General features: G+C 68.6%; 25 protein-coding genes and 1 riboswitch. Of the genes, 18 read left to right on the forward strand and 7 right to left on the reverse strand.

The features are described 5' to 3' along the window. Positions 1-113 precede the first annotated feature (113 nt). The 4 genes from ASD72_RS00330 (at position 114) to ASD72_RS00345 (ending at position 5,830) form a co-directional block, all read left to right on the forward strand. Positions 114-1,211, forward strand: a complete 1,098-nt coding sequence (locus ASD72_RS00330) for an efflux RND transporter periplasmic adaptor subunit (protein ID WP_056877987.1) — start codon at positions 114-116, stop codon at positions 1,209-1,211. A 5-nt stretch (positions 1,212-1,216) separates the two neighbouring features. Beyond that, positions 1,217-4,351 (forward strand): efflux RND transporter permease subunit, encoded by a 3,135-nt coding sequence (locus tag ASD72_RS00335; protein WP_056877988.1) that lies wholly within the window; start codon positions 1,217-1,219, stop codon positions 4,349-4,351. After that, on the forward strand, positions 4,344-4,895 hold the full coding sequence (locus tag ASD72_RS00340; protein ID WP_056877989.1) for a GNAT family protein: 552 nt from the start codon (positions 4,344-4,346) through the stop codon (positions 4,893-4,895). The genes ASD72_RS00335 and ASD72_RS00340 overlap by 8 nt, the downstream gene beginning before the upstream one ends. A gap of 80 nt (positions 4,896-4,975) precedes the next feature. Continuing rightward, positions 4,976-5,830 (forward strand): TrmH family RNA methyltransferase, encoded by an 855-nt coding sequence (locus ASD72_RS00345; protein ID WP_056877990.1) that lies wholly within the window; start codon positions 4,976-4,978, stop codon positions 5,828-5,830. A gap of 99 nt (positions 5,831-5,929) precedes the next feature. Here the strand turns inward: ASD72_RS00345 and ASD72_RS00350 are convergent, their stop codons facing one another. The 4 genes from ASD72_RS00350 to ASD72_RS00365 all read right to left on the reverse strand — a co-directional run bounded on the left by ASD72_RS00350 (position 5,930) and on the right by ASD72_RS00365 (position 9,009). Further along, the gene (locus ASD72_RS00350) at positions 5,930-7,318 is read right to left on the reverse strand and encodes a M28 family peptidase (RefSeq protein ID WP_056877991.1); all 1,389 of its coding nucleotides are present in this window, start codon (positions 7,316-7,318) and stop codon (positions 5,930-5,932) included. 92 nt (positions 7,319-7,410) lie between these two features. Next, positions 7,411-7,812, reverse strand: a complete 402-nt coding sequence (mscL, locus tag ASD72_RS00355) for a large-conductance mechanosensitive channel protein MscL (protein ID WP_056877992.1) — start codon at positions 7,810-7,812, stop codon at positions 7,411-7,413. Between the two features lie 79 nt (positions 7,813-7,891). Beyond that, entirely contained in the window at positions 7,892-8,599 is a 708-nt protein-coding gene (locus ASD72_RS00360) for a fumarylacetoacetate hydrolase family protein (RefSeq protein ID WP_056877993.1), read from the reverse strand. A gap of 104 nt (positions 8,600-8,703) precedes the next feature. Next, the gene (locus ASD72_RS00365; RefSeq protein ID WP_056877994.1) at positions 8,704-9,009 is read right to left on the reverse strand and encodes a hypothetical protein; all 306 of its coding nucleotides are present in this window, start codon (positions 9,007-9,009) and stop codon (positions 8,704-8,706) included. Positions 9,010-9,099: 90 nt separating this feature from the next. On the opposite strand from ASD72_RS00365, the gene ASD72_RS00370 reads away from it, so the two are divergent. After that, positions 9,100-9,423: a Rieske (2Fe-2S) protein gene (locus ASD72_RS00370; protein WP_056877995.1), complete on the forward strand. Its 324-nt coding sequence runs from the start codon at positions 9,100-9,102 to the stop codon at positions 9,421-9,423. A 14-nt stretch (positions 9,424-9,437) separates the two neighbouring features. Here ASD72_RS00370 and ASD72_RS00375 read toward each other — a convergent pair whose 3' ends face one another. Then, positions 9,438-10,520, reverse strand: coding sequence for a cache domain-containing protein (locus tag ASD72_RS00375; protein ID WP_056877996.1), 1,083 nt, complete (start codon positions 10,518-10,520; stop codon positions 9,438-9,440). A gap of 195 nt (positions 10,521-10,715) precedes the next feature. Here ASD72_RS00375 and ASD72_RS00380 point away from each other — a divergent pair, with 195 nt between their 5' ends. Continuing rightward, positions 10,716-11,546, forward strand: coding sequence for a DUF3667 domain-containing protein (locus ASD72_RS00380; RefSeq protein WP_056877997.1), 831 nt, complete (start codon positions 10,716-10,718; stop codon positions 11,544-11,546). Positions 11,547-11,691: 145 nt separating this feature from the next. Here the strand turns inward: ASD72_RS00380 and ettA are convergent, their stop codons facing one another. Further along, the gene (gene ettA, locus ASD72_RS00385; RefSeq protein ID WP_056877998.1) at positions 11,692-13,359 is read right to left on the reverse strand and encodes an energy-dependent translational throttle protein EttA; all 1,668 of its coding nucleotides are present in this window, start codon (positions 13,357-13,359) and stop codon (positions 11,692-11,694) included. Between the two features lie 219 nt (positions 13,360-13,578). Here ettA and ASD72_RS00390 point away from each other — a divergent pair, with 219 nt between their 5' ends. The 12 genes from ASD72_RS00390 (at position 13,579) to thiL (ending at position 22,746) form a co-directional block, all read left to right on the forward strand. After that, complete coding sequence (locus ASD72_RS00390) at positions 13,579-14,076, forward strand: RcnB family protein (protein ID WP_056877999.1); 498 nt, start codon at positions 13,579-13,581, stop codon at positions 14,074-14,076. 137 nt (positions 14,077-14,213) lie between these two features. Continuing rightward, complete coding sequence (gene glyA, locus ASD72_RS00395; RefSeq protein ID WP_056878000.1) at positions 14,214-15,467, forward strand: serine hydroxymethyltransferase; 1,254 nt, start codon at positions 14,214-14,216, stop codon at positions 15,465-15,467. 9 nt (positions 15,468-15,476) lie between these two features. Further along, complete coding sequence (nrdR, locus tag ASD72_RS00400) at positions 15,477-16,013, forward strand: transcriptional regulator NrdR (RefSeq protein WP_056878001.1); 537 nt, start codon at positions 15,477-15,479, stop codon at positions 16,011-16,013. Between the two features lie 3 nt (positions 16,014-16,016). Beyond that, complete coding sequence (locus tag ASD72_RS00405) at positions 16,017-16,520, forward strand: GNAT family N-acetyltransferase (protein ID WP_056878002.1); 504 nt, start codon at positions 16,017-16,019, stop codon at positions 16,518-16,520. Between the two features lie 3 nt (positions 16,521-16,523). Further along, positions 16,524-17,618 carry a bifunctional diaminohydroxyphosphoribosylaminopyrimidine deaminase/5-amino-6-(5-phosphoribosylamino)uracil reductase RibD gene (gene ribD, locus ASD72_RS00410; protein ID WP_056878003.1) on the forward strand — a complete coding sequence of 365 codons (1,095 nt, stop codon included), beginning with the start codon at positions 16,524-16,526 and terminating at the stop codon, positions 17,616-17,618. A gap of 8 nt (positions 17,619-17,626) precedes the next feature. Beyond that, complete coding sequence (locus ASD72_RS00415) at positions 17,627-18,388, forward strand: class I SAM-dependent methyltransferase (protein WP_056878004.1); 762 nt, start codon at positions 17,627-17,629, stop codon at positions 18,386-18,388. 84 nt (positions 18,389-18,472) lie between these two features. Further along, positions 18,473-18,671: riboswitch (FMN riboswitch) on the forward strand. A 138-nt stretch (positions 18,672-18,809) separates the two neighbouring features. After that, positions 18,810-19,412, forward strand: a complete 603-nt coding sequence (locus ASD72_RS00420; RefSeq protein ID WP_056878005.1) for a riboflavin synthase — start codon at positions 18,810-18,812, stop codon at positions 19,410-19,412. Next, positions 19,409-20,503 (forward strand): 3,4-dihydroxy-2-butanone-4-phosphate synthase, encoded by a 1,095-nt coding sequence (ribB, locus tag ASD72_RS00425; protein WP_056878006.1) that lies wholly within the window; start codon positions 19,409-19,411, stop codon positions 20,501-20,503. Before ASD72_RS00420 ends, ribB begins: the two co-directional genes overlap by 4 nt. Positions 20,504-20,561: 58 nt before the next feature. Continuing rightward, positions 20,562-21,029 (forward strand): 6,7-dimethyl-8-ribityllumazine synthase, encoded by a 468-nt coding sequence (gene ribH / locus ASD72_RS00430; protein WP_056878007.1) that lies wholly within the window; start codon positions 20,562-20,564, stop codon positions 21,027-21,029. A gap of 38 nt (positions 21,030-21,067) precedes the next feature. Next, the gene (nusB, locus tag ASD72_RS00435) at positions 21,068-21,535 is read left to right on the forward strand and encodes a transcription antitermination factor NusB (protein ID WP_056878008.1); all 468 of its coding nucleotides are present in this window, start codon (positions 21,068-21,070) and stop codon (positions 21,533-21,535) included. A gap of 1 nt (position 21,536) precedes the next feature. After that, entirely contained in the window at positions 21,537-21,788 is a 252-nt protein-coding gene (locus ASD72_RS00440; RefSeq protein WP_056878009.1) for a Pathogenicity locus, read from the forward strand. A gap of 7 nt (positions 21,789-21,795) precedes the next feature. Next, positions 21,796-22,746, forward strand: coding sequence for a thiamine-phosphate kinase (thiL, locus tag ASD72_RS00445; RefSeq protein WP_056878010.1), 951 nt, complete (start codon positions 21,796-21,798; stop codon positions 22,744-22,746). A 103-nt stretch (positions 22,747-22,849) separates the two neighbouring features. Here the strand turns inward: thiL and ASD72_RS00450 are convergent, their stop codons facing one another. Beyond that, positions 22,850-24,235, reverse strand: a complete 1,386-nt coding sequence (locus ASD72_RS00450) for an FAD-linked oxidase C-terminal domain-containing protein (RefSeq protein ID WP_056878011.1) — start codon at positions 24,233-24,235, stop codon at positions 22,850-22,852. Between the last annotated feature and the right edge of the window lie 77 nt (positions 24,236-24,312).

Below are 24,312 nucleotides of genomic sequence, written 5' to 3' on the forward strand. Positions count from 1 at the left end.
GTGTCCACCGCGCGCCCTTCGGCGCGTTTCAGGCACGAACCGCCGCATCTACCGCAGCGTATGTCACGCAGGCTCGCTAAACTGCGTGGATAACGAAAATTACGGGATGATCCATGCTCAGCCGATCCGGAACCCTCCGCCTTGCGGTCGTCCTGCCGCTCCTGCTGCTCGCCGCGTGCGGCGGCTCGGAGCCGCAGGCGAAGGCGAACGGCAACGCGGCCGAGCGACCGGTCCCGGTCACGACGCGCGTCGTCCAGCTGTCCGCATGGAACGACACGCTGCAGGCGCTCGGCACGGCCAAGGCGCGTGAGTCGGTGACGCTGACCGCGAAAGTCAGCGAGATCGTCCAGGACGTGCATTTCGAAAGCGGCCAGCAGGTCGCCGCGGGCCAGACGCTGGTCACCCTGAAGGGCGACGCCGCGCATGCTGCGCTGGTCCAGGCCGAAGCGACTTACGCGGAAGCGGACCGCCTGTACCGCCGCCAGAAGGAGCTGGCGGACCAGCAGCTGATCGCGCGCTCGCAACTCGACACCCAACTGGTCCTGCGTGATGTCGCCGCCGCGCGCGTGCGCCAGGCGCGCGCCGACATCGGCGACCGCAGCGTGCGTGCGCCGTTCGCCGGCGTGCTCGGCATCCGCCAGGTCAGCCCCGGTTCGCTGATCACCGCGAACAGCTCCATCGCCACGCTGGACGACGTCTCGCGCATGTACGTGGACTTCCAGGTGCCGGAAGCCGCGCTGGCGACCGTCGGTGTCGGCAATGCCGTCACCGCGGGCGCGACCGCATTCCCGGGCGAGACGTTCGAAGGCAAGGTCGAGACCGTCGATGCGCGCATCGATCCCACCACGCGCGCGGTGACCGTGCGCGCCGTGTTCCCCAACGACGACCGCAAGCTGCGGCCCGGCATGCTGCTCGACGTGCGCCTGTTCCGTCCGGAGCGGCAGGCGCTGGTGATCCCGGAGATCGCCGTGGTGCAGGTGGGGCGTGATTCGTTCGTGTACCGGGTGAAGGCCGACGGCAGCGTCGAGCAGGCGCCGGTCGCGGCGGGCGTGCGCCGCGATGGGCAGGTCGAGATCGTGAAGGGCGTGGCCGCGGGCGACCGTATCGTCATCGACGGCACCGGCAAGCTGCGCCCCGGCGTGAAGGTGGTGGATGCCGCGCCGGCCGCGCCGCCGAAGCAGGACGCGCCCGCCGCCGCCGGCAAGGGCTGAGCGCCATGAAGCTCTCCGATCTGTCGATCAAGCGCCCCGTCTTCGCGGTGGTGGTCAGCCTGCTGCTGGTGGTGTTGGGCGTGATGTCGTTCCTGCGCCTGACCCTGCGCGAACTGCCGAACATCGATCCGCCGATCGTGTCGGTGGAAGTGAACTACCCGGGCGCGTCGGCCGCCGTGGTGGAGACGCGCATCACCCAGATCCTCGAGGACGGCCTGTCCGGCATCGAGGGCATCAAGACCATCCAGTCGAGCAGCCGCAACGGCCGCGCCGACGTCACCATCGAGTTCAACCTCAGCCGCGACATCGAGGCCGCCGCGAACGACGTGCGCGACCGCGTCAGCCGGGTGATGAACCGCCTGCCGGAAGAAGCCGATCCGCCGCAGATCTCGAAGGTCGAAGCCGACGCGGACGTCATCATCTGGCTGAACATGCGCTCCACCGTGATGGACACGATGGAGCTGACCGACTACGCCGACCGCTACGTGCTGGACCGCCTGTCCGCGCTCGACGGCGTGGCCCGCGTGCAGCTGGGCGGCGGCCAGCGCTACGCGATGCGCATCTGGCTGGACCGAGAGGCGATGGCCGCGCGCGGCGTGACCACCAGCGATGTCGAGACGGCGTTGCGCGCGCAGAACGTCGAGCTGCCGGCCGGCCGCATCGAATCGCAGACGCGCGACTTCACCCTGCGCGTCGAGCGCGGCTACCAGCGGCCCGAACAGTTCGCGCAGTTGCCGCTGCGCAAGGGCGCGGACGGCTATGTCGTACGCCTGGGCGACGTGGCGCAGGTGGAGCTGGGTGCGGAAGAGCGCCGCTCCTACCTGCGCAGCAATGCCGTGCCGAACGTCGGCCTGGGCATCGTGCGCACCTCGACCGCCAATGCGCTGGACGTGGCCCGTGCCGCACGCGCCGAGGCCGAAGTGATCCAGCAGACGCTGCCCGAAGGCACCGACATCTTCGTCGCCTTCGACAGCACCACCTTCATCGAAGCCTCCATCGAGCGCGTGTACTGGACGCTGGCCGAGGCGATGGTGCTGGTGTTCCTGGTGATCTGGTTGTTCCTCGGCAGCCTGCGGGCGGCGCTGATCCCGGCGGTGACCGTGCCGGTGTGCCTGATCTCGGCGTTCATCGCGCTGTACGCGTTCGGCTTCTCGATCAACCTGCTGACCCTGCTCGCGCTGGTGCTCTGCATCGGCCTGGTGGTGGACGATGCCATCGTGGTGCTGGAGAACGTGCAGCGTCGCGCCGACCTGGGCGAGCCGGCGCTGGTCGCCGCGCGCCGCGGCACCACGCAGGTCGCGTTCGCGGTGATCGCGACCACCGCGGTGCTGGTGGCGGTGTTCCTGCCGGTGGGTTTCATGGAAGGCAACACCGGTCGCCTGTTCCGCGAACTGTCGGTCGCGCTGGCGGCGGCGGTGGCGATTTCCGCCTTCGTCGCGCTGACGCTGACGCCGATGATGTCGTCCAAGCTGGTGAAGCCGCACACCGAGCCGCGCGGATTGAATGCCTGGACCAACCGCACGCTCAACCGCGTCAGCACCGGCTACGGCCATCACGTCGAACGACTGGTGTCGCTGAGCGGCAAGCGCATCCTCGGGTTGGTGCTGCTGGCGATGGCGCTCTGTGGCGTGGCGATCGTCGTGCTCGGCCTGCGCGTGCCCAGCGAGCTGGCGCCCGCGGAGGACCGCGGCCGCTTCTTCGTGATGGTGGACGGACCGGAAGGCGCCGGCTTCGACTACATGGTCAACCAGATGCAGCAGGTGGAGCGCATCGTGATGGGGCAGGTCGGCGGCGACAAGCCGATTGAGCGCGCCAATTCGCGCGTGCCGCGTGGCTTCGGCGGCAGCGACGACATGCATACCGGGCAGGTGATCGTGTTCCTGCAGGACTGGCACGAGCGCAAGGCCACCACCGACGACGTCGTCAACGGCCTGCGTGCCGAACTTTCCAAACTTCCCGGCGTGCAGGCGCGCGCCAACGTGGCCGGCGGCCTGGTCGGCAGTCGCGGCCAGCGCTACCAGCTGGTGCTGGGCGGCCCCGACTATGCCGAACTGGCGCAGTGGCGCGACCGCATCCTGCAGCGGATGGAATCCAACCCGGGCATCCAGGACCCGGATTCGGACTACAAGGAAACGCGTCCGCAGATGCGCGTGAACATCGACCGCGACCGCGCCGCCGACCTGGGCGTGTCGGTGCAGGAGATCGGCCGCACGCTGGAAACGATGATGGGTTCGCGCCAGGTGACCACGTACGTGGACAACGGCGAGGAATACGACGTCATGCTGCAGGCGGGTCGCGAGAAGCGCGCCAACACCGAAGACCTGGCGCAGACCTACGTGCGTGGCAGCGATGGCGCCCTGATTCCGCTGTCGAACCTGGTGACGCTCACCGAGATCGCCGAGCCGGGCACGTTCAACCGCTTCAACCGCCTGCGCGCCATCACCATCAGCGCCGGCCTCGCGCCGGGCTACACGATGGGCGAGGCGCTGGAATGGACGCGGCAGGCCGTATCGGAAGAACTGCCGGACTACGCCCAGATCGACTGGAAGGGCGAGTCGCGCGAGTACCAGGAAGCCGGCGGTGCGATCCTGCTGACGTTCACGCTGGCGCTGCTGATCGTCTACCTGGTGCTGGCCGCGCAGTTCGAGAGCTTCGTCCATCCGCTGGTCATCATGCTGACGGTGCCGCTGGCGGTGCTGGGTGCGCTGATCGGCTTGTGGGTGACGGGCGGCACGCTGAACCTCTTCAGCCAGATCGGCATCGTGATGCTGATCGGCCTGGCGGCGAAGAACGGCATCCTGATCGTGGAATTCGCGAACCAGCTGCGCGACGACGGCGCCAGCGTGGCGCAGGCCATCGCCGAATCCGCGCGCGTGCGCCTGCGCCCGATCCTGATGACGTCGGTGGCCACCGTCGTCGGTGCGGTGCCATTGGTGCTCGCCGGCGGCCCGGGTTCGGCCAGCCGCGCCACCATCGGCATCGTGGTGATCTTCGGCGTGACGTTCTCCACGCTGCTGTCGCTGTACGTGGTGCCGGCGTTCTACGCGTTGCTCGCGCCGTTCACGCGCTCGCCCGAAGCCGTGGCGCACGAATTGAGCAAGCTGGAAGCCGAAACGCCTTCCGTCGGCGGCCATGGCTGACCCAGGCGCACGCCCGTTCGACGGCGTGCGCATCGAAGGCGAAGGATTCCGGCTGCGTGCATGGCGGCAGGACGATCTCGACGCCCTGCTGCGACATGCCGACGATCCGCAGGTCCCGCGTGGCCTGAGCGAGCGCTTTCCCCATCCCTATACGCGTGCCGACGGCGAAGCCTTCCTGGCTGGCCGCGTGGTGGATCTCCGCCATCCGGTGTTCGCCATCGAGATCGATGGCGAGGCCTGCGGCGGCATCGCCGTGCGTCCGCAGGCGGGCGAACGGGCCCATGGCGCCGAACTCGGCTACTGGCTCGGTCGCGCGCACTGGGGGCAGGGCCACATGACGCGCGTGGTCGCCGCATACGTGGCGTGGGTCGTGCCTGCGCTGGCGCTGCGCCGGATCGAGGCCAACGTGCTGGATACCAACCCGGGCTCCGCGCGGGTGCTGGAAAAGAATGGCTTCGCCGAGGAAGGCATCCGGCGCGCTGCCGTCCTGAAGCCCGATGGATTGCACGACCTGAGGCTGTTCGGGCGGCTGTTCGGCGCCTAGCGGGCGGATAACGCTTCGCAGGCCGGTGCGATCATGGAAGAATCCCCGCATGAATACAGCATCGATCAGGCGGGCATGACATGACCGGTCCCTGGGACAAGCGGCCTGCGGGTCGCCCTCCGCGCGGCGATGGCCCGCGTCCGCCGCGTGCCGCCGGGCCTCGTGCGCCGGTACCGACGGCATCGGCGCCGGCCGCCGCCGCATCGCGTAGCGAACTGCGCCTGTATGGGCTGAACGCCCTGCATGCGGTGTTCGCGCGGCGGCCCGAGGCCATCCGCAAGGTCTATCTGACCGAAGCACGCATTCCCGCGCTGAAGCCGTTGCTGGCGTGGTGCGTGAAGCAGCGCGTGGGCTATCGCGTGGTGGAGGAGGGCGATCTCGATCGCCTCGCCGGCAGTACGCACCACGAAGGCGTGGTCGCCGACGTGCTGAGGGTGGAGCCGTTGTCGATGGCCGACTGGCTGCGCGCGTTGCCCGAGGGCAAGCCCGTGGCCGCCCTGTGGCTCGATGGCGTGGGCAATCCGCACAACTTCGGGGCCATCCTGCGCTCGGCCGCGCACTTCGGCGTGGCCGGCATCCTGTTGCCCCGCGATTCGACGCTGGCGATCTCCGGCGCGGCCGCACGCGTGGCCGAAGGCGGTGCCGAGCAGGTGCCGCTGGTGCGCATGGGGCAGGCCGACAATGCGGCGGCCCAGCTGCGGAACGCGGGCTTCTCGTTGGCCGCCACCGTCGTGCGCGGCGGCGACGACCTGTTCGCCGCCAAGCTGCCGCGGCGCCTCGTGTACGTGATGGGTGCGGAGGGCGAGGGCATGGATGCACGCCTCGCCGATGCCTGCGATACGCGCCTGTCGATCCCCGGCAGCGGCGCCGTCGAGAGCCTCAATGTGGCGGCGGCGACGGCGGTGTTCCTGGCGCAGTGGAAGCAGAAGGCGTGATCGCTGACCCCGTGTAGGAGGGGCTTCAGCCCCGACGCCTTTCGTTCGGACTTCGGGCTGCTTGATCCGGAGGTCGGGGCTGAAGTCCCTCCTACAGGTTTATTCCTTCAGCTGGCTGCCGAAGTCGCCATCGGCTTCCGCCGCCAGGTAGGCGAATACGGTGTACGCCGCGACGTTCTGCGCCAGCGCCGCCGGGTCGATCTTGTCGAGGGTGTCGTCCGCGTTGTGGTGCAGGTCGAAGTAGTCGCTGCCATCCTGCGCCAGCCACGCCCACGCCAGGCCCTTCGCCGCGAACGGGCTGATGTCCGGGCCCGCGCTGCCCTTGCCGGGGGCGTACTCGATGCCCAGCGGCGCCAGCGCCTGCGCGATCTGCTCGGTGGCCTTGCGCGCGTGGTCCGGTGCGCCGGTGTTGAAGGCATAGATGCGGCCGGCGCCGAAGTCGCTCTCCGCGCCGATCTGGTGGCGCGTGATGTCGGCCAGGTGCTTCTCCGCATACGCCTTGCCGCCGTACAGGCCCTGCTCCTCGTTGGCGAAGGCGATCACGCGGATCGTGCGCTTCGGCGCCTGCTTCAGCTGGCCGATCAGGTGGCCGGCCGCCATGGTGATGGCGATGCCGGCGCCGTCGTCGATCGCGCCGGTGCCGAGGTCCCACGAATCCAGATGCCCGCCGATCACCACGACCTCCTTCGGCAAACTGCGCCCGGTGATTTCGCCGATCACGTTCTGAGAGGTGTACTCGCCGTCCCAGCCGCAATCGAGCGCGAGCGAGACGCGCACCGGGCCGCGCGCGAGCAGGCGCGCCAGCTGGTCCGCATCGGGGATGGTCAGCGACGCCGACGGCACCGGCGTCAGGCCTTCGTCGAAGCGGGTGATGCCGGTGTGCGCGACGCGGTGGTTGTCGGTGCCGGCCGAGCGCATCAGGAAGGCGATCGCGCCCTTGCGGATCGCGGCCGACGGACCCTTCGAACGGATCGCGCCGCCATTGCGGTAATCGCTGCCATCGCGCGCGGAGGTCATCTGGTAGTCGACGAAGGCGATCTTGCCGGCCAGCGATCCCGCCGGGGTCGCTTCCAGTGCGGCCAGGTCGGCGAAGCGGACGATCTCTGCTTCCACCTTGCCGGCCGGGCTGCCGCCCAGTGCGGTGACGGTCAGCGGTTGCGCATGCTCGCCGAGTACGGCCGCACGCTCGCTGCGGCGCACCCACTTCGGAAACGTCACCGGTTCGGTCCACACCTTGTCGAAGCCGAGTGCCTTGAACTTCGCCTGCGCCCAGGCGACGGCTTTCGCATCGGCCTCGCTGCCGGCCAGGCGCGGGCCCACTTCCGTCGTCAGCGATTCGACGACGTTCCAGCCGGTGCGGTCTGCGAGCGCCTGTTCGCGGAGTTGCGCGGCGGTGGCGAGGGCGGTGTCGGGGATGCGGGTTTCGCGCGATGCGGCGAAAGCGGGTGCGGTGACGGCCAGGGCGAGCAACAACGGAGCAAGGCGCATGGAAAGTCCCGTAAAAACGAAGGCCACGAGCTTAGCAGCCCGTGGCCCCGTGTTTCCGTCGACGGCGTTGCCGATACGGAACGCCGCGTTCGTTATTTCTTCAGCGCGTCGCGGATCTCGCGCAGCAGCACGATGTCTTCAGGCGTCGCCGCTGCCGGTGCAGGCGCACGTACCCGGTTGTAGGCTTTCAGGACGAGGAAGATCACGAACGCGATGAGCAGGAAGTCGATCATGGTCTGCAGGAAGGCGCCATATTTCAGCAGCAGCGCCGGTGCGAGTTCCTTGCCGGCCGCATCGAGCTCGGCTGCACGCAGGGTCACCGCCAGGTCGCCGAACTTCACGCCGCCGAGCAACAAGCCCACCAGCGGCATCACGATGCCATCCACCAGGCTGCTGACGATCTTGCCGAAGGCCGCGCCGATCACCACGCCGACGGCGAGGTCGACCACATTGCCGCGTGCGATGAATTCCTTGAACTCGCTGATCATGCCCATCGAGGGATCTCCGTGAACGGCGCCGACACGCCACTGGCGTGGACTATAACCCCGTGCGTCGATGACGCAAGGCAGGGCATCAGCCGGTAATGCGTCCGTGCAGCTCGACCACGCCATCCAGCGAGGCCACGAACGCATCGCCCGGCACCAGCGCCGCGACGCCCGCGGGCGTGCCCATGAAGACCAGGTCGCCAGCCTTCAACGCATAGAGCTTCGACAGTTCGTGCAGGATGTCGGGCACGTCCCAGATCAGGTCGTGCAGCGCGCCGTGCTGGCGGACATCGCCGTTCACGCGCAGGGTCAGCGTGCGGGCATCGAGCGTGCCGACATCCGCGGCGGCGACCAGTTCGCTGATGGGCGCCGAGTGATCGAATCCCTTGCCGGTATCCCACGGCAGGCCCTTCGCCTTGGCGGCGCCCTGCAGGTCGCGACGGGTCAGGTCCAGGCCGACGCCGTAGGCGAGTACCAGGGCCTCGGCGGCCTCGCGCGACAGCTCGCCTGCCGGCGCATCGACGCCGAGCGCCGCGACCAGTTCGATCTCGTGGTGCAGGTCGTTCGTACCGGGCGGGTAAGGCACGTTCGCGTCGCCGGTGACGATGGCATCGGCCGGCTTGTGGAAGAACACGGGCACGCCCCGCTCAGCCTTCGACGCGGGTGCGGCAGCGCCCATTTCGCGCGCGTGGTCGGCGAAGTTGCGGCCCACGCAGAAGATGCGGCGCACGGGGAAGGTGCCGCCACCGCGCACGGGAACGCGAGGCACCGGCGGGGTCGGGATGATGTCGGACATGGCGGTTCCGTGCGGGGGAGCGCACGGAGTTTAGAGGAGAGGCGGGGCGGATGTTGGCCCGATCAAGTTGGGCGCGGCATCGCTTCGCTAGGGTCGTTCGCCAATCAGGCGCGTTGCGACGCGCTCGGGATCGCGGCGATGGCAGGTTCCAGGGGGCGCGGTTTGCTGACCACCTGGTACTCGCCTTCCATCGCATTGTCGCGCGCCACCGGCTTGCCACGCTGGCGTAGCAGCTTGTAGAGCAGGCCGCCGGCGATCATCGCCGCGCCGACGAACACGCTGAAGAACACCAGCACCGCCAGCACGGCCAGGCCCAGCAGGCCGATACCCACGCGCAGCAGCGGGTGACGCGGCTTGCGGGGCGCGAACGCGTTGCGGAAGGCGTTGAACTGAAAGTGGCGTGCGTACATGGCGTTGCGTCGTGACAGAATGCGGCGGGGGCCGGTGCACGCAGTATCGGATGACCGTTACATGACCGTGTGAGAACTTCGTTAAGCCGTATGCGACTGACTGCACTGAATGACATCGCCGACGGTGGTTTTGCCGAAGTTGAGGCCACGATCGGCGACGATGCGGAATCCCTCATCCTCCATCGCGATGGCGATGCCGTGCGTGCGTGGCTCAATGTGTGCCCGCATGCCGGTCGCCGGCTGGACTGGGCGCCGGGCCAGTTCCTGAAGAGCAAGGACGGGCATCTGGTCTGCGCGGCGCATGGCGCGTCCTTCGAATTGCAGCGCGGCGACTGCGTCGCCGGTCCGTGCCGGGGCGACGCCCTGCATGCCGTCGCGGTGCAGGTCCGCGACGGCGAGGTATGGCTCGGCTGAGCCGTTGCGCCGGCTCAGCCGGTGCCTTGCAGGATCACGCAGTGCCAGCCGGTGCGGTAGGTTTCGTAGCCGGGTGATGCGGCCTGCGCGATGCAGTGCGGCCGGCCGTCGAGCAACAGTTCGGTGGCGGCGCGGGGTTCGGCGAACAACGTGGCGCGGCCCGGGAAGTCGAGTCGTGCCGCCGCATCGACGGACTGCGTGTCGGCCAGCACCTGCCCCTGGCCGTCGACGATGCAGACGCGGCTGCGGCCCCATTCGGCATCGGACAGCGGCGTATGTTCGACGATGGTCTGCGCCAGCGCGTTCCAGCGGAACACGATGCCCAGCACGCCCAATGGACGGCCCTGCACGCGTCCGCCCTCGCGCACGGTGCAGGAATAGACGAGCACGCGTTCTCCGCCGGCCAGCGGACTGGCGTGCATCGACTGGAAGCCGAACGCCTCGCCGCTCTGCGTCGCCATCGCCGACTGGAACCACGGTTGCTGGGCCACCGACTGGCCGACCGAGCGGTACTGCCGCGGCCGCCCGTTGGCGACCACGTTGCCGTGCAGGTCGGCCAGCACCAGGTCGAAGTAGACCGTGTACGAATCCAGGATCTGCCCGAGGCGCTGGCTGGCGTGGGCGAGTGCCGCGGGTTGCGGATCCTGCGCGGCGGCGACCACGGCCGCATCGGTGGCCCACCAGCGGACGTCGCAGCTGCGCTCGTAGAGATTGCGGTCGATCAGGTCGATGTTAGCCAACGCCAGGTCGGTCAGACGGGTGCGGCGCACGTCGGTCTGCAACTGCTCCAGCCGTTCCCGCAGGTCGGTGCTGGTGCGTCCGGCCATGCGGTCGATCTCCTGCGCGGTGTCGCTGACGCGGCGCGAGAGCGTGTCCATTTCTTCGGCGATCACGCCGAAGCTGCGTCCGGCCGTGCCGATGCGCACGGCCTCGATGCGGGCATTCATCGAGATGATGCGGGTGATGCGGTTGATCTCGTCGATCTTCTGCAGCGATTGCCGCAGTTGCTTCAGCAGCGCGTCCGACAGTCCGGAGACGGACTGGATGTGGTCGTCGATGCCGGCGTCGTCGGTGGGGGCGGCGGCGCGTGCGTTCATGGGGCTCCTTGCGTAGAGGGGTGACCATGCGTGCGCGCATGGTCGTCATTGAAGCGCTATCGGCGTGCCCCGCAGCGGCTTTAACCGGCACCTTCGCGGTGCATGTTTTCCCCTCGATGGGGCGGGCCGGGCGAGGATGTTGGACGTTCGCGCGGCGCTTCCCTAGAATCCGCCGACCACGGGAAGGGGACCGGCATGGGCGACGCGAGCATCTGCATCAACTGCGGCCGAGCCGTCGCCGATCCCCAACAGAAGTTCTGTCCCGCCTGCGGCCAACCCACGCCGGCGCACCGCATCGACTGGCATTTCCTCGGCCATGAGCTGGAGCACAGCGTGTTCCATATGGACCGCGGCTTCCTCTATACCTTGAAGCAGTTGATGCTGAGGCCGGGGCGCCTCATCCGGAACTACATCGAGGGACGGCGGGCGGGTGTCGTCAAACCCGTCTTGCTGATCATGATGACGGGCGCTGCTGCGACGTTGATGGCGCACTACGCGCTGGATGGTGATGCGCTTGGAGCCTCCCTCACTGCGGGCATGGAGGCCGGAGCAGGACATCAAGGCAGCTTGAATGCCAAGCAGGCCGAAGCCATGGCCCAGATGGCGAATGTGTTCGGGGTGGTCAAGGACTGGATGAATCGTCACCTGACCCTCATCACCTTGCTGCTGCTGCCGGTGCAGGCGGCGGCATTCAAACTGACGTTCCGACGCTTCAAGCAGATCAACTACCCGGAATGGCTGGTGATCACCTCGTTCCTGATGGCGCAGCTGTTCGTCGTATGGGTGGTTTTCATGCCGCTTCAGCGCTGGTGGTCGGATGCGCAGGTGGTGATGGTGCTGGTGGCGGTTCTCCTGAACCTATTCTCGTTGACTCAGGTTTTCCCGGGATATTCTCGATGGAAAGCCTTCCTGCGCGGGGCGGCCGGTTGGGCCATCGTCCAAGTGGTGTTGATGGTGGCCACGCTCATCGGTGCGATGGTGCTTGGCGTCCTGGTGGGCAGCGGAAGGATCCATTTGCCTGCCTGAGCGTGTTGTCGCCCGGCGGGGCGACTCGAAGCATTGATGCCGCGCTGATGCGTCTGCACGCAGGAAAAGAAAAGCCCGCTTTATCGCGGGCTTTTCCGTCGAGACAGATTGCTCGACGCAATCGCAGGGACGCTGGATCCCGAATTTACTTCAGCGCCTTGAACCGCAGGCGGTGCGGACGCGCGCCTTCTTCGCCCAGGCGGCGCTTCTTGTCTTCCTCGTACTCGCGGTAGTTGCCCTGGAAGAACTCCACGTGCGAATCGCCCTCGAAGGCGAGGATGTGCGTGGCGATGCGGTCCAGGAACCAGCGGTCGTGCGAAATGACGAAGGTGTTGCCGGGGAATTCCAGCAGCGCGTCTTCCAGCGCACGCAGGGTTTCGATGTCCAGGTCGTTCGACGGTTCGTCGAGCAGCAGCACGTTGCCGCCCTGCAGCAGCGTCTTGGCCATGTGCAGGCGGCCGCGTTCACCGCCCGACAGCGAGCCGACCATCTTCTGCTGGTCCTGGCCCTTGAAGTTGAAGCGGCCGATGTACGCGCGCGACTGGATCTCGACGCCGTTGATGTTGAGGATGTCCAGGCCGCCCGAGATTTCCTGGAAGACGTTGTGGTTGCCTTCCAGCTTGTCGCGGCTCTGGTCGACATAGGCCAGCTGCACGGTCGGGCCGGTGGTGATCGTGCCGGAGTCCGGCTTTTCCTGGCCGGTGATCATCTTGAACAGCGTCGACTTGCCGGCGCCGTTCGGGCCGATGATGCCGACGATGGCGCCACCGGGGACGAGGAAGCTCAGGTTGTCGATCAGCAGGCGGTCGCCGAACGTCTTCGAGACGTTCTTGAACTCGATGACGTTGTTGCCCAGGCGCTCACCCGGCGGAATGAAGATCTCGTTGGTTTCGTTGCGGCGCTGGTAGTCGACCGACTGCAGCTCTTCCAGGCGGGCCAAGCGGGCCTTGCCCTTGGAGCGGCCGCCCTTGGCGTTCTGGCGCGACCATTCCAGTTCCTTCTGGATGGCCTTCTGGCGGGCCTTTTCCTGGTTCTCTTCCTGCTTCAGGCGCTCGTCCTTCTGCACCAGCCAGTCGGTGTAGTTGCCCTTCCACGGAATGCCGCGGCCGCGATCCAGTTCGAGGATCCATTCGGCGGCGTTGTCGAGGAAGTAACGGTCGTGGGTGACGGCCACCACGGTGCCGGTGTAGCGGGCGAGGAACTGTTCCAGCCACTCGACGGACTCGGCGTCGAGGTGGTTGGTCGGTTCGTCGAGCAGCAGCATGTCCGGCTTCTGCAGCAGCAGGCGGCACAGCGCGACGCGACGCTTCTCGCCGCCGGACAGCTTGCCGACGATGGCATCCCACGGCGGCAGGCGCAGCGCATCGGCGGCCACATCCAACTGGTTCTCCAGCGTGTGCGCGTCGCCAGCAGCGAGGATCGCCTCCAGGCGCTCCTGCTCCTTGGCGAGGGCGTCGAAGTCGGCGCCTTCCTCGGCATACGCGGCGTAGACCGCTTCCAGCGCGGCCTGTGCCTGCAGCACGTCGCCCACGCCTTCCTCAACGGCCTGGCGGACGGTGTGCTCGGGATTCAGTTCCGGCTCCTGCGCCAGATAGCCGACCTTGATGCCGGGCTGCGGGCGCGCTTCGCCTTCGAAGTCCTTGTCCACGCCCGCCATGATCTTCAACACAGTGGACTTGCCGGCACCGTTCAAGCCCAGCAGGCCGATCTTCGCGCCCGGATAGAAGGACAGCGAAATGTCCTTGATGATCTGCCGCTTCGGCGGGACCACCTTGCTGACCCGGTTCATGGTGTAGATGTATTGCGAGGACATGCAGGCTCCGGTACGCAGGACCCGTCACCCGACCGGGGACCGGCAGGCGAGCAGGGAAATGGGGAAGGCGCCCAGTATAGCCGTTCAGGCCGCCGGGGCCGCTGGCTGAACGGGATCCCAGCATTTTTTGACCGTTGTCCCGTAACCGTTTTCCAGCGGGAAACGGTTCAGACGCAATACGCATCATGCAACTCACGTACCCCTAACAACGGAGTTGCCATGAACAGCCGTCGATTCTTCCAGGGCCTGGCCATCGCGGTGCTGGCCGTCGCCACCACCGTCCCGGCGCTGGCGCGCGATGACGACCGCGGCCGTGACCGTGGCCGCCAGCACTACGATCGCGACTGGCGCGATGACCGCCGGGACGATCGCCATGATCGCCGCGACGACCACCGCGACCAGCGCCATGCCTACCGCAACGGTTACCGGGACGGTCGCCGCGACGACTACCGTCAGGACCGCCGCTACGACGACCGCCGGTACTACGCGCCGCCGCCGCGCGTGGTGTACCGCCCCGCCCCCAGCTACCACCGTTGGGCCAAGGGCCAGCGCTACCGCGACTACTACCGCGGCCCGGTCTACGTGGTGAACGACTACGACTACTACGATCTGCGTCGTCCGCCCCGCGGCTACCACTGGGTGCGGGACGACCGCGGCAACATGCTGATGGTCGCCATCGCCACCGGCATCATCGCCGACCTGCTCCTGCACCACTGAGCCGGACTCCCTCCGGTCACGGGAAAAGCGCGCTCCGGCGCGCTTTTCCTTTTCCGGGGGAGGGGTTGGGCGGGTCGTGGCCGGCCCCCCGGCGGGCTACAATCGGGGACCCCGCCCGCCCTAGCCCCGGAGACCCGATGTTCCCGCGCGACGCCCGCATCGAAAGCTACGATCCCGAACTGGCCCAGGCCATCGCCCACGAGGCGCGCCGGCAGGAGGATCACGTCGAGCTGATCGCCAGCGAGAACTACGCCAGCCCCCGCGTGCTGGAGGCCCAGGGCAGCGTGCTGACCAACAAATACGCCGAGGGCTACCCGCACAAGCGCTATTACGGCGGTTGCGAGTACGTGGACATCGCCGAGCAACTGGCGATCGACCGCGTGAAGCAGCTGTTCGGCGCCGACTATGCCAACGTGCAGCCGCATTCCGGTTCGCAGGCCAACCAGGCCGTGTACTTCGCCCTGTTGCAGCCGGGCGACACCATCCTGGGCATGAGCCTGGCCCACGGCGGCCACCTGACCCACGGCGCCAAGGTCAACGCCTCGGGCAAGATCTTCAACGCCGTCCAGTACGGCGTGAACGACCAGGGCCTGATCGACTACGACGAAGTGGAAAAGCTGGCGCTGGAGCACAAGCCGAAGATGGTCGTGGCAGGTTTCTCCGCCTATTCGCAGGTGGTGGATTGGGCGCGCTTCCGCGCCATCGCCGACAAGGTCGGCGCCTACCTGTTCGTCGACATGGCGCACGTGGCAGGCCTGGTCGCCGCCGGCGTCTATCCGAACCCGCTGCCGCACGCGCACGTGGTCACCTCGACCACCCACAAGACGCTGCGCGGCCCGCGCGGCGGCATCATCGTGGCCAAGGGCGCTGGCGAAGAGATCGAGAAGAAGCTGCAGAGCATCGTCTTCCCGGGCATCCAGGGCGGTCCGCTGATGCACGTCATCGCGGCCAAGGCCGTGGCCTTCAAGGAAGCGCTGGAGCCGGAGTTCAAGGACTACCAGGCGCAGGTGGTGAAGAATGCCCAGGCGATGGCGAAGACGATCATCGCGCGCGGCTACAAGATCGTGTCCGGCGGCACCGAGAACCACCTGATGCTGGTCGACATGATCGGCAAGGACGTCAGCGGCAAGGACGCGGAAGAGGCGCTGGGCAAGGCGCACATCACCGTCAACAAGAACTCCGTGCCGAACGATCCGCGCAAGCCCTTCGTGACCTCGGGCCTGCGCATCGGCACCCCGGCCGTGACCACGCGCGGCTATGGCGAGCAGGACTGCATCGACCTGGCCAACTGGATCTGCGACGTGCTCGACGCACCGACCGACGAAGCCGTGTTGGCCAAGGTACGGGACAACGTCACCGCGCAGTGCCGCAAGTACCCGGTCTACGGCTGACCGACGACGATGCACTGCCCCTTCTGCCAGCACACCGACACCCGCGTGATCGATTCGCGCGTGTCCGAGGACGGCGCCACGATCCGGCGCCGTCGCGAGTGCGAGGCCTGTGGGGAGCGGTTCTCGACGCTGGAGAACATCGAGATCAAGTTGCCGGCGGTCATCAAGGGCGATGGCCGTCGTGACGCGTTCGATGCCCGCAAGCTTCGCGCGGGCTTCGACCGCGCGCTGCAGAAGCGGCCGGTGTCGGAAGAACAGATCGAGGCCGCGGTGCGCGCGGTGGTGCACAGCATCCGCATGAGCGGCGAGCGCGAGATCGCCTCGCGCAAGATCGGCGAGTTCGTGATGAACGAGCTGCGCAAGCTCGACCACGTGGGTTACGTGCGCTTCGCGTCGGTGTACCGCAGCTTCGAGGATGTCGCCGATTTCCGCGAGGAGATCGAGAAGCTGGAGCGCGACCTGCCGGCCGGTGCCGGGCAGCTCTCGCTGCTGGGCGGCGACGTCGTCCCGTTCGACAAGCACGCGGACAAGAACAAGAAGCGCTGAGCCGTGCGCATCGACGCGATCGGCCGGTACCCGCAGTACATTCCGGACCTCGCCGCCTGGCACCACGCCGAGTGGGGGCCGCTCTACGACGACTGGACGCTGGAAGCGGCGACGGCCGAGCTGGTCGATCACGCGACGCGCACGTCGTTACCCACCACGCTGCTGTTGATGGACGGCGACACGCTGCTGGGGTCGGTCAGCGTGCTGATCGAAGATGCGCCGGCGTTGCAGGACCGTGGCAGCCCCTGGCTGGGCAGCCTCTACATGCGGCCCGAGGCGCGAGGGCGGGGCGGTGGGCGCGTGCTGGTCGACGCCGCCGTTGCGCATGCGGCCCGCGAGGGCGTTGCGCTGTTGCGGCTGTTCACGCTGTGGCACGAGGATTTCTATGCCGCGCTCGGCTGGCAGGTCGCAGAACGCACCGCGCTGCACGGCACGCCGGTCGTGATCATGTCGATCGTACCCGCCGAGCGGGTAGCGCATACTGGCGCCCCTTCGTCGCACGGCTGACGCATGTCCATCGCCTTCTCCGCCTTCGACCACCAGTGCATGGCGCGCGCGCTGCGCCTGGCCGAGCGCGGTGCCTACACCACGCGGCCCAACCCCATGGTGGGTTGCGTGATCGCGCAGGGCGAGGAGACTGTCGGCGAGGGATGGCACCAGAAGGCGGGCGAGCCGCATGCCGAGGTCTTCGCCTTGCAGGCGGCCGGCGACCGTGCACGCGGTGCGACCGCCTACGTCACCCTGGAACCCTGCGCGCATACCGGACGCACGGGGCCTTGCGCGGACGCGCTGATCGCCGCGGGCGTGGGCCGCGTGGTCGCCGCCATGCGCGATCCCTTCCCGCAGGTGGATGGTGCCGGTTTCGACAAGCTGACCGCGGCAGGCATCGGCGTGCAGTCCGGGCTGATGGAAGCGCAGGCGCGGCGGTTGAACCGCGGATTCCTCTCGCGGATCGAACGCGGGCGGCCATGGGTGCGGGTCAAGCTGGCCACCAGTCTGGATGGCCGCACGGCGATGGCCAACGGCGATTCCAAATGGATCAGCGGCGAGGCCTCGCGTCGCGACGTGATGCGCTGGCGTGCCAGGGCCGGCGCGATCCTGACCGGTGCCGGTACGGTGCTGGCCGATGATCCGTCACTGACGGTGCGCTTCGGCGACGACACCGCGTTCGCGCCGCCGCTGCGCGTGGTGCTCGACCCCGGCCTGGCAACCGTGGCCCGGGGCAACGTGCGCCAGGGCGACGCGCCCACGCTCTACGTGCATACCGCCGACGCCAAGCCGCCGCGCGAAACCGACGTGCAGCGCGTGGTGGCGCCCGCGACGGGCAGCAATTTCGATCTCAAGGCGGTGCTGGAACTGCTGGCGCAGCGGGGGGTGAACGAACTCCACGTGGAAGCCGGCGCCACCCTGGCCGGCGCATTCCTGGCGGCGGGCCTGGCCGACGAGGTGCTGCTGTATGTCGCGCCGGTGCTGCTGGGCGACCAGGCGCGACCCCTGTTCGGCGGCTTGGGCATCCAGGCGATGGCGGAGCGGCTGAAGCTGGAGATTGTGGACAGCCGCATGATTGGCGAAGATCACCGCCTCCTGCTGCAACCAGCCCGCTGACGCTCGCCATGGTGGCCTTCAAGGACCATTTCTCCGGGGTCGCCGACGTTTACGTCGCTTCCCGTCCCACGTATCCCGATGCGTTGTACGACGTGATCGCCGACGCCGTGCCCGCCAGCGCCCACGTGTGGGAGCCGGGCGCCGGCAGCGGGCAGGCCACGCGGGGCCTCGCGGCCCGCTTCGCCCATGTGCACGCCACCGACCCCAGCGCGGCGCAGATCGAGCGCCATTGGGCGCACGGCCAGCCGGGCAGCAACGTCAGCCTGACCATCGAACCGGCGGAGACGACCGCGCTGCCGGACGCCAGCGTGGACCTGGTCGCCGTGGCGCAGGCGCTGCACTGGTTCGACCGCTACCGCTTCTTCGCCACCTGCGAGCGCGTGCTGCGTCCGGGCGGCGTGCTGGCGGCCTGGACCTACCAGGACATCATCTTCGAGGACGATCTGGCCGAGGTGGCCGAGAAGGTCCGTGACGACATCGACCCGTACTGGCCGCCTGAACGCGCCGACGTGGACATGGGCTACGGCGACTACGTGTGGCCGTTCGACGCCCTGCCGACACCGCGGCTGTGGCTGACCGCCGAATGGAACCTGCCCACGCTGCTGGGCTATTTCGGCAGCCTCTCGGCGACCGGCAGCTACCGCGCCGCAACCGGCGAGGACCCTGTCTATGCTCATACCCCGGCATTGGCCGAGGTCTGGGGCGATCCGCAGCGTCGGCGCACCATGCGCTGGCCGCTGATCCTGCACCTGCGCCGCAAGCCGGCCTGAAACCCCCGCGGAACACTCCGTTCGCCGGCCTGCGCCGGAGGCGCGGTGTAGAATGCGCGGGCCGGTTCGCCGGCACACCACCAACGACGTCTTCAGGGCGGGGTGCGATTCCCCACCGGCGGTAGGTCGCCCAGCGACGAGCCCGCGAGCGCCTTGGGCGGCATGCGATTCCCTCGCAAGAGCCCGCACATCCCTGTGCGGACTTTCAAATGCCACCGAAGGGTCAGCAGATCCGGTCAGATGCCGGAGCCGACGGTCATAGTCCGGATGAAAGAAGACGGCATCGCCGAACCGCGCGCAAGCGCGGCGTCGTGCGCCTGCCTTCGCGCCCGGAGGCGTCTCCGCTTTGCTTTCGCGAGAGACGTTGCATGCCTTCCACGCTTCCCACTGCTTCCCCCGTCCTCCTGCAGGAGGCCTGCTGATGTTCACCGGCATCATCGAGGGCGTCGGCCGCATCGCGGCGCTGGAACCCGTCGGCGGCGACGTCCGCCTGACCGTGGCCGTGGGCACGCTGCCGTTCGACGCCGTGCAGCTGGGCGAGAGCATCGCGGTGAACGGCGTGTGCCTGACCGTGATCGCGTTCGACGCCGCCAGCTTCCAGGCCGACGCCTCCACCGAAACCCTTTCGCTGACGACGCTCGGCGGCCTGGCCGCAGGCGCGCTGGTGAACCTGGAGCGGGCGATGCGCCCGACCGATCGCCTCGGCGGCCACCTGGTCAGCGGCCATGTAGACGGCGTCGGCCGCGTGCTGTCGGTGCACGAGGACGCGCGCGCGCAACGCTGGCGATTCGCCGCCCCGGCGCCGCTGCTGAAATACATCGCGAAGAAGGGCTCGATCTGCGTCGATGGCGTGAGCCTGACCGTCAACGAGGTGGACGGCGAAGGCTTTGAGGTCGCGCTGATCCCCCACACCGTCTCGCACACCGCGTTCTCGCAGACCGCCGTCGGCGATGCGGTGAACCTGGAAATCGACCTGGTCGCGCGCTATGTCGAGCGCCTGCTGGGCGAGAGGAGCGGCGCATGAACTTCGCCCCGATTCCCGAACTGCTCGAGGAAATCCGCAACGGCCGCATGGTCGTCATCGTGGACGACGAGGACCGCGAGAACGAAGGCGACCTGATCATGGCGGCGGAGTTGGTCAAGCCGTCGGACATCAACTTCATGGTCACCCATGCGCGCGGCCTGGTCTGCCTGTCGCTGACCCGCGAGCGCTGCACACAGCTGGGCCTGGCGCCGATGGTGCAGACCAACACGGCGCAGTTCCACACCAACTTCACGGTCAGCATCGAAGCCGCCGAAGGCGTCACCACCGGCATCTCCGCCTACGACCGCGCACACACGGTGCGTACCGCCGTGCGTCCCGACGCGAAGCCCACCGACCTCAGCCAACCCGGCCACATCTTCCCGCTGATCGCCCAGCCCGGCGGCGTACTCACCCGCGCCGGCCACACTGAAGCCGCCAACGATCTGCCGCTGCTGGCGGGTCTGGAGCCGGCGGGCGTCCTGGTCGAGGTGCTGAACCCGGACGGCACCATGGCGCGGCGTCCAGAACTGGAAGTGTTCGCGCGCGAACACGGCCTGAAGATGGGGTCGATCGCCGACCTGATCGCCTACCGGCTGGCCACCGAACACACCGTCGAGCGCCTCGACGAACGCGAGATCGACACCGAGTTCGGTCCGTTCCGCCTGGTCACCTACCGCGACCGCATCGCCCACGACCTGCATTTCGCCCTGGTCCGCGGCACGCCCGACAAGACCACGCCCACGCTGGTGCGCGTGCAGGTGGAGAACCCGCTGAGCGACCTGCTGCACTGGCGGCGCGACGATTTCGGCGTGCACGCGACCGATGCCCTGCGCGCGATCGCGGCCGAAGGGCAGGGCGTGATGGTCGTGCTCTCCGAGCCCCGCAACGCCGAGGCCCTGCTGGCCCGCCTGCGCAAGCAGCCCGAGGTGCGCGCCAACGCCAAGGACGTGGGCCAGTGGCGCCGGAATGGCGCGGGCGCGCAGATCCTGGCCGACCTCGGTCTGGGACGGCTGCGCGTGCTCGGTACGCCGCGCCGCCAGGTAGGCCTGGCCGGGTTCGGCCTGGACGTGGTCGAGTACGTGCAGCCGTGATCCCCGGACCGGCCGGTCGCCCCGGCTGGTAGACTTCCCCACCCCCAAGGAACCCGCCATGTCCCACTACGAAGGCGATCTGCGCGCGCCCGACGGCGCCCGCTTCGCGATCATCGCCAGCCGCTGGAACCCGCGCATCACCGATGTGCTGGTGGCCGGTGCGCGCCAGAGTCTGGCCGGGAATGGCGTGGGCGAGGCCGCCGTCGACGTGGTCCGCGTGCCCGGCGCCTGGGAAATCCCGGTCGCCGCCGCGCGACTGGCGGCAGGCAACAAGCACGCGGCGATCATCGCCTTGGGCTGCGTGATCCGTGGCGACACGCGCCATTACGAGCACGTCGCCGATCGTTGCGCCGAAGGCCTGATGCGCGTGCAACTGGACACCGGCGTGCCCGTGCTGAATGGCGTGCTGGCGGTGGAGCGCATCGAGGACGCGGAAGCGCGTGCCGGTGGCAGCCACGGCAACAAGGGCGAAGAAGCGGCGCTGGCCGCCATCGAGATGGCGCACCTGCTTTCGCAGCTGTCCTGATCTTCCGAACGTAACGAACACGCAGCACAGGAGCCACCGTGAGCCGACATCCCCATTCCAACCGCAAGGACGGCGTTGACCCGGTCACCCGCGCACGCGCGCGTCGCCGCGCACTGCAGGCCGTGTACGCGTGGCAGATGTCGGGGGGCGAAGTCGGCCAGGTGATCGCCCAGTTCGCGCACGAGCAGGCGCACGAGATCGCCGACCTCGAGTATTTCGAGGATCTGGTGCGTGGCGTCGTGCGGCACCGCGCGTCGCTGGACGAGGCACTGCTGCCCTTCCTCGATCGCGCCGTCGAAGAAGTCGACCCCATCGAGCGCGCCGTGCTGCGCATCGCCGCGTACGAACTGATCCATCGCCTGGACGTGCCGTACCGCGTGGTCATCAACGAGGCCATCGAAACCACAAAGCGTTTCGGTGCCGAACACGGCCACACCTACGTCAACGGCGTGCTTGATCATGCCGCCGTCGATTGGCGCCCGGCCGAGGCGCAGGCGCGGCGCTGACATGGCGGCCGGCGAAGCGCGCTTCTCCGCCGCCGAACGCGACGCGCTGCTCGCGCTGAAGGGCGTCGGCCCCACTGTCCTGCAGCGGCTGGAACAGATGGGCGTCACCTCGCTGCGACAGCTGGCGACGGCCGAGCCGTCCGAGATCGTTGCCAGCGCGGCCGGCCTGACCGGCTCCACCTGCTGGAAGAACAGTCCGCAGGCACGCGTCGCCATCCAGTCGGCTGTGGATTTCGCGCGTTCGCGGGCCTGACGCCGTCATGGCCGCCAGCGAATTCGACCTGATCGCCCGCATCCGCGCACGCGCGGGCACGCGCGCCGACATCGTGCTCGGCATCGGCGACGATGCGGCGTTGCTGGCGCTGCCGCCGGATCGGCAGCTGGTCGTCACCGCCGACACGTTGAATGACGGCGTCCACTTTCCACATGCCACCGTGCCGGCCGACATCGGCTGGAAGGCGCTGGCGGTGAACCTCTCCGACCTGGCGGCCATGGGCGCGGAACCGGCCTGGTGCACGCTGTCGCTGTCGTTGCCGCAGTCCGAGGCGGCATGGATCGACAGTTTCCTCGATGGCTTCCTTGCGCTCGCCGCGCAGCACGGTATCGCCCTCGTCGGTGGCGACACCACGCGCGGACCGCTGTCGGTCTCGGTGACGGCGATGGGCCTGGTCGCGCCCGGCCGCGCATTGCGTCGCGACGGCGCGCGCGTGGGCGACGACGTCTGGGTGACCGGGACGCTCGGCGATGCGGCGGGCGGTCTCGCTCATCTGGAGCGTGCGTCGTCGCCCGTGTTGCGCGCGCGCCTGGACCGTCCGACGCCGCGCGTGAACGCCGGTCGTGCCCTGGCCGGCATCGCGACCGCCTGTGTCGATGTCTCCGATGGACTGCTCGCCGACCTCGGGCACATCTGCGGGCGCAGTGGCGTGGGCGCACAGGTGGACGTCGACACGCTGCCGGCGTCCGGTGCGCTGCGGGCCTCGTTCGATGACGCCCATCGCCTTGCGCTGCAGGCCAGTGGCGGCGACGACTACGAGCTGTGCTTCACCGCGCCCGCCGCAGAGCGTGAGCGCATCCTCGCGCTGGCATCGCTCGACCTGCCGATGACGCGCATCGGCCGCATCGTGGAAGGCGAGCAGGTGCAGGCGGTACGGCGCGATGGCCAACCCTGGCAGCCGGCGCGACGGGGCTATGACCACTTCGACAGCGTCTAGAGACGCTCGCAGGTGTGGGAGCGACGTGAGTCGCGATGCGGGGCGCAGAGGCGGCCAGTGTTCGTTTGCAACTGCATGTTCGCGACTTGCGTCGCTCCCACATTCATTCCTGGCGCGGCGGCAACACCTTGCCCGGATTGAGGATGCCGTCCGGGTCCAATGCCGCTTTCACCGCGCGCATCGCATCCAGCGTGGCGGCGGAGAACGCATCGGTCATGAAGTCGCGCTTGCTCAGGCCGATGCCGTGTTCGCCCGAAAGCGTGCCGCCCAGCGCCAGCACCTGTGCGAACACGCGCGGCAAGGCCGCGTGCGCGCGTGAAGTTTCGGCGGTGTCGCCATCGTCGTACATGATGTTGACGTGCAGATTGCCATTGCCGGCATGGCCGAACACGACGATGGGCAGGTCCACCTCCGACGCCAGCACTTCCATGGCCGCGACCAGGTCGGGGATGCGCGACACCGGCACCACCACGTCTTCGTTGATCTTGCCCGGCTTGATCGTCCGCAGTGCCGGCGAGAGTGCGCGGCGTGCAGCCCATAGCCGGTCGCGCGCGCTGCCGTCGGTCGCGACATCCAGCGCGATCAAGCCGTCGCCTTCTGCTGCCTCGGCCAGCGCCTGCAGCGCATAGGGCAGCGTGTCGTCGTCGCCGTCGGCTTCGACCAGCAACATCGCGCCCGCCTCGGGCACGTCGCTGCCGTTGCGGCGGATCAGCGCGATGGCGCTGCGATCCATGAATTCCAGCATCGTCGGCGTCGCCGGCCGCGCCATGATCCGCGAGACCGCCGCCGCCGCCGTGGCGGCGTCGCGATACAGCACGCGCAGGCCAGCCTGCGCGCGCGAGCAGGGCGCGAGCTTCAGCGTCGCTTCGACGATCAGCGCCAGCGTGCCTTCGCTACCGACGATCAGATGGGTGAGGTCGTAACCGGTCGCGTCCTTGGTGTACGCGCCGCCGCAGCGGATCAGTTCGCCCGCGCCCGTCACCGCGACCAGGCCCAGGACGTTGTCGCGCGCGGTGCCGTACTTCACCGCGCGCGGACCGCCGGCGTTCGTGGCGAGGTTGCCGCCCACGCTGCACAGGTCCGCGCTGGACGGGTCCGGCGGCCAGAACAGGCCGTGCGGCACCAGCGCCAGTTGCAGCTCGCCATTCAACACGCCGGGTTCCACCACCACGCAGCGATCCGCCGCGCGCACCTCGAGGATGCGGTTCATCCGCGCGAACGACACCACCACGCCACCCTGCGTGGGCACCGCTGCGCCGGTGGTGCCGGTGCCCGCGCCACGCGCGACGATCGGCACGGCATGCGTGCGGCACGCGCGCACAAGCGCGACCACGTCGTCAGGCGTGCGCGGCAATGCGACGGCAGACGGCATGACCCAGCGACGCGAATCGTCGCCACCGAACGGGCGGCAGGCGTCGCCGGTCAGCCAGCCGTCGCCGAGGCGGGCCGACATCGCGGCGTGCAGGTCGGGGGGCAGCGTTGCATCCATGCGTGCATTCTACGGATTCGTCGTGCGGCGTCCTGCATTGATGCCGCCGCGGCATGTGCTGATGCCGGATCGCCATG

It is taken from the genome of Pseudoxanthomonas sp. Root630 (assembly GCF_001427585.1).
Classification (GTDB): domain Bacteria; phylum Pseudomonadota; class Gammaproteobacteria; order Xanthomonadales; family Xanthomonadaceae; genus Pseudoxanthomonas_A.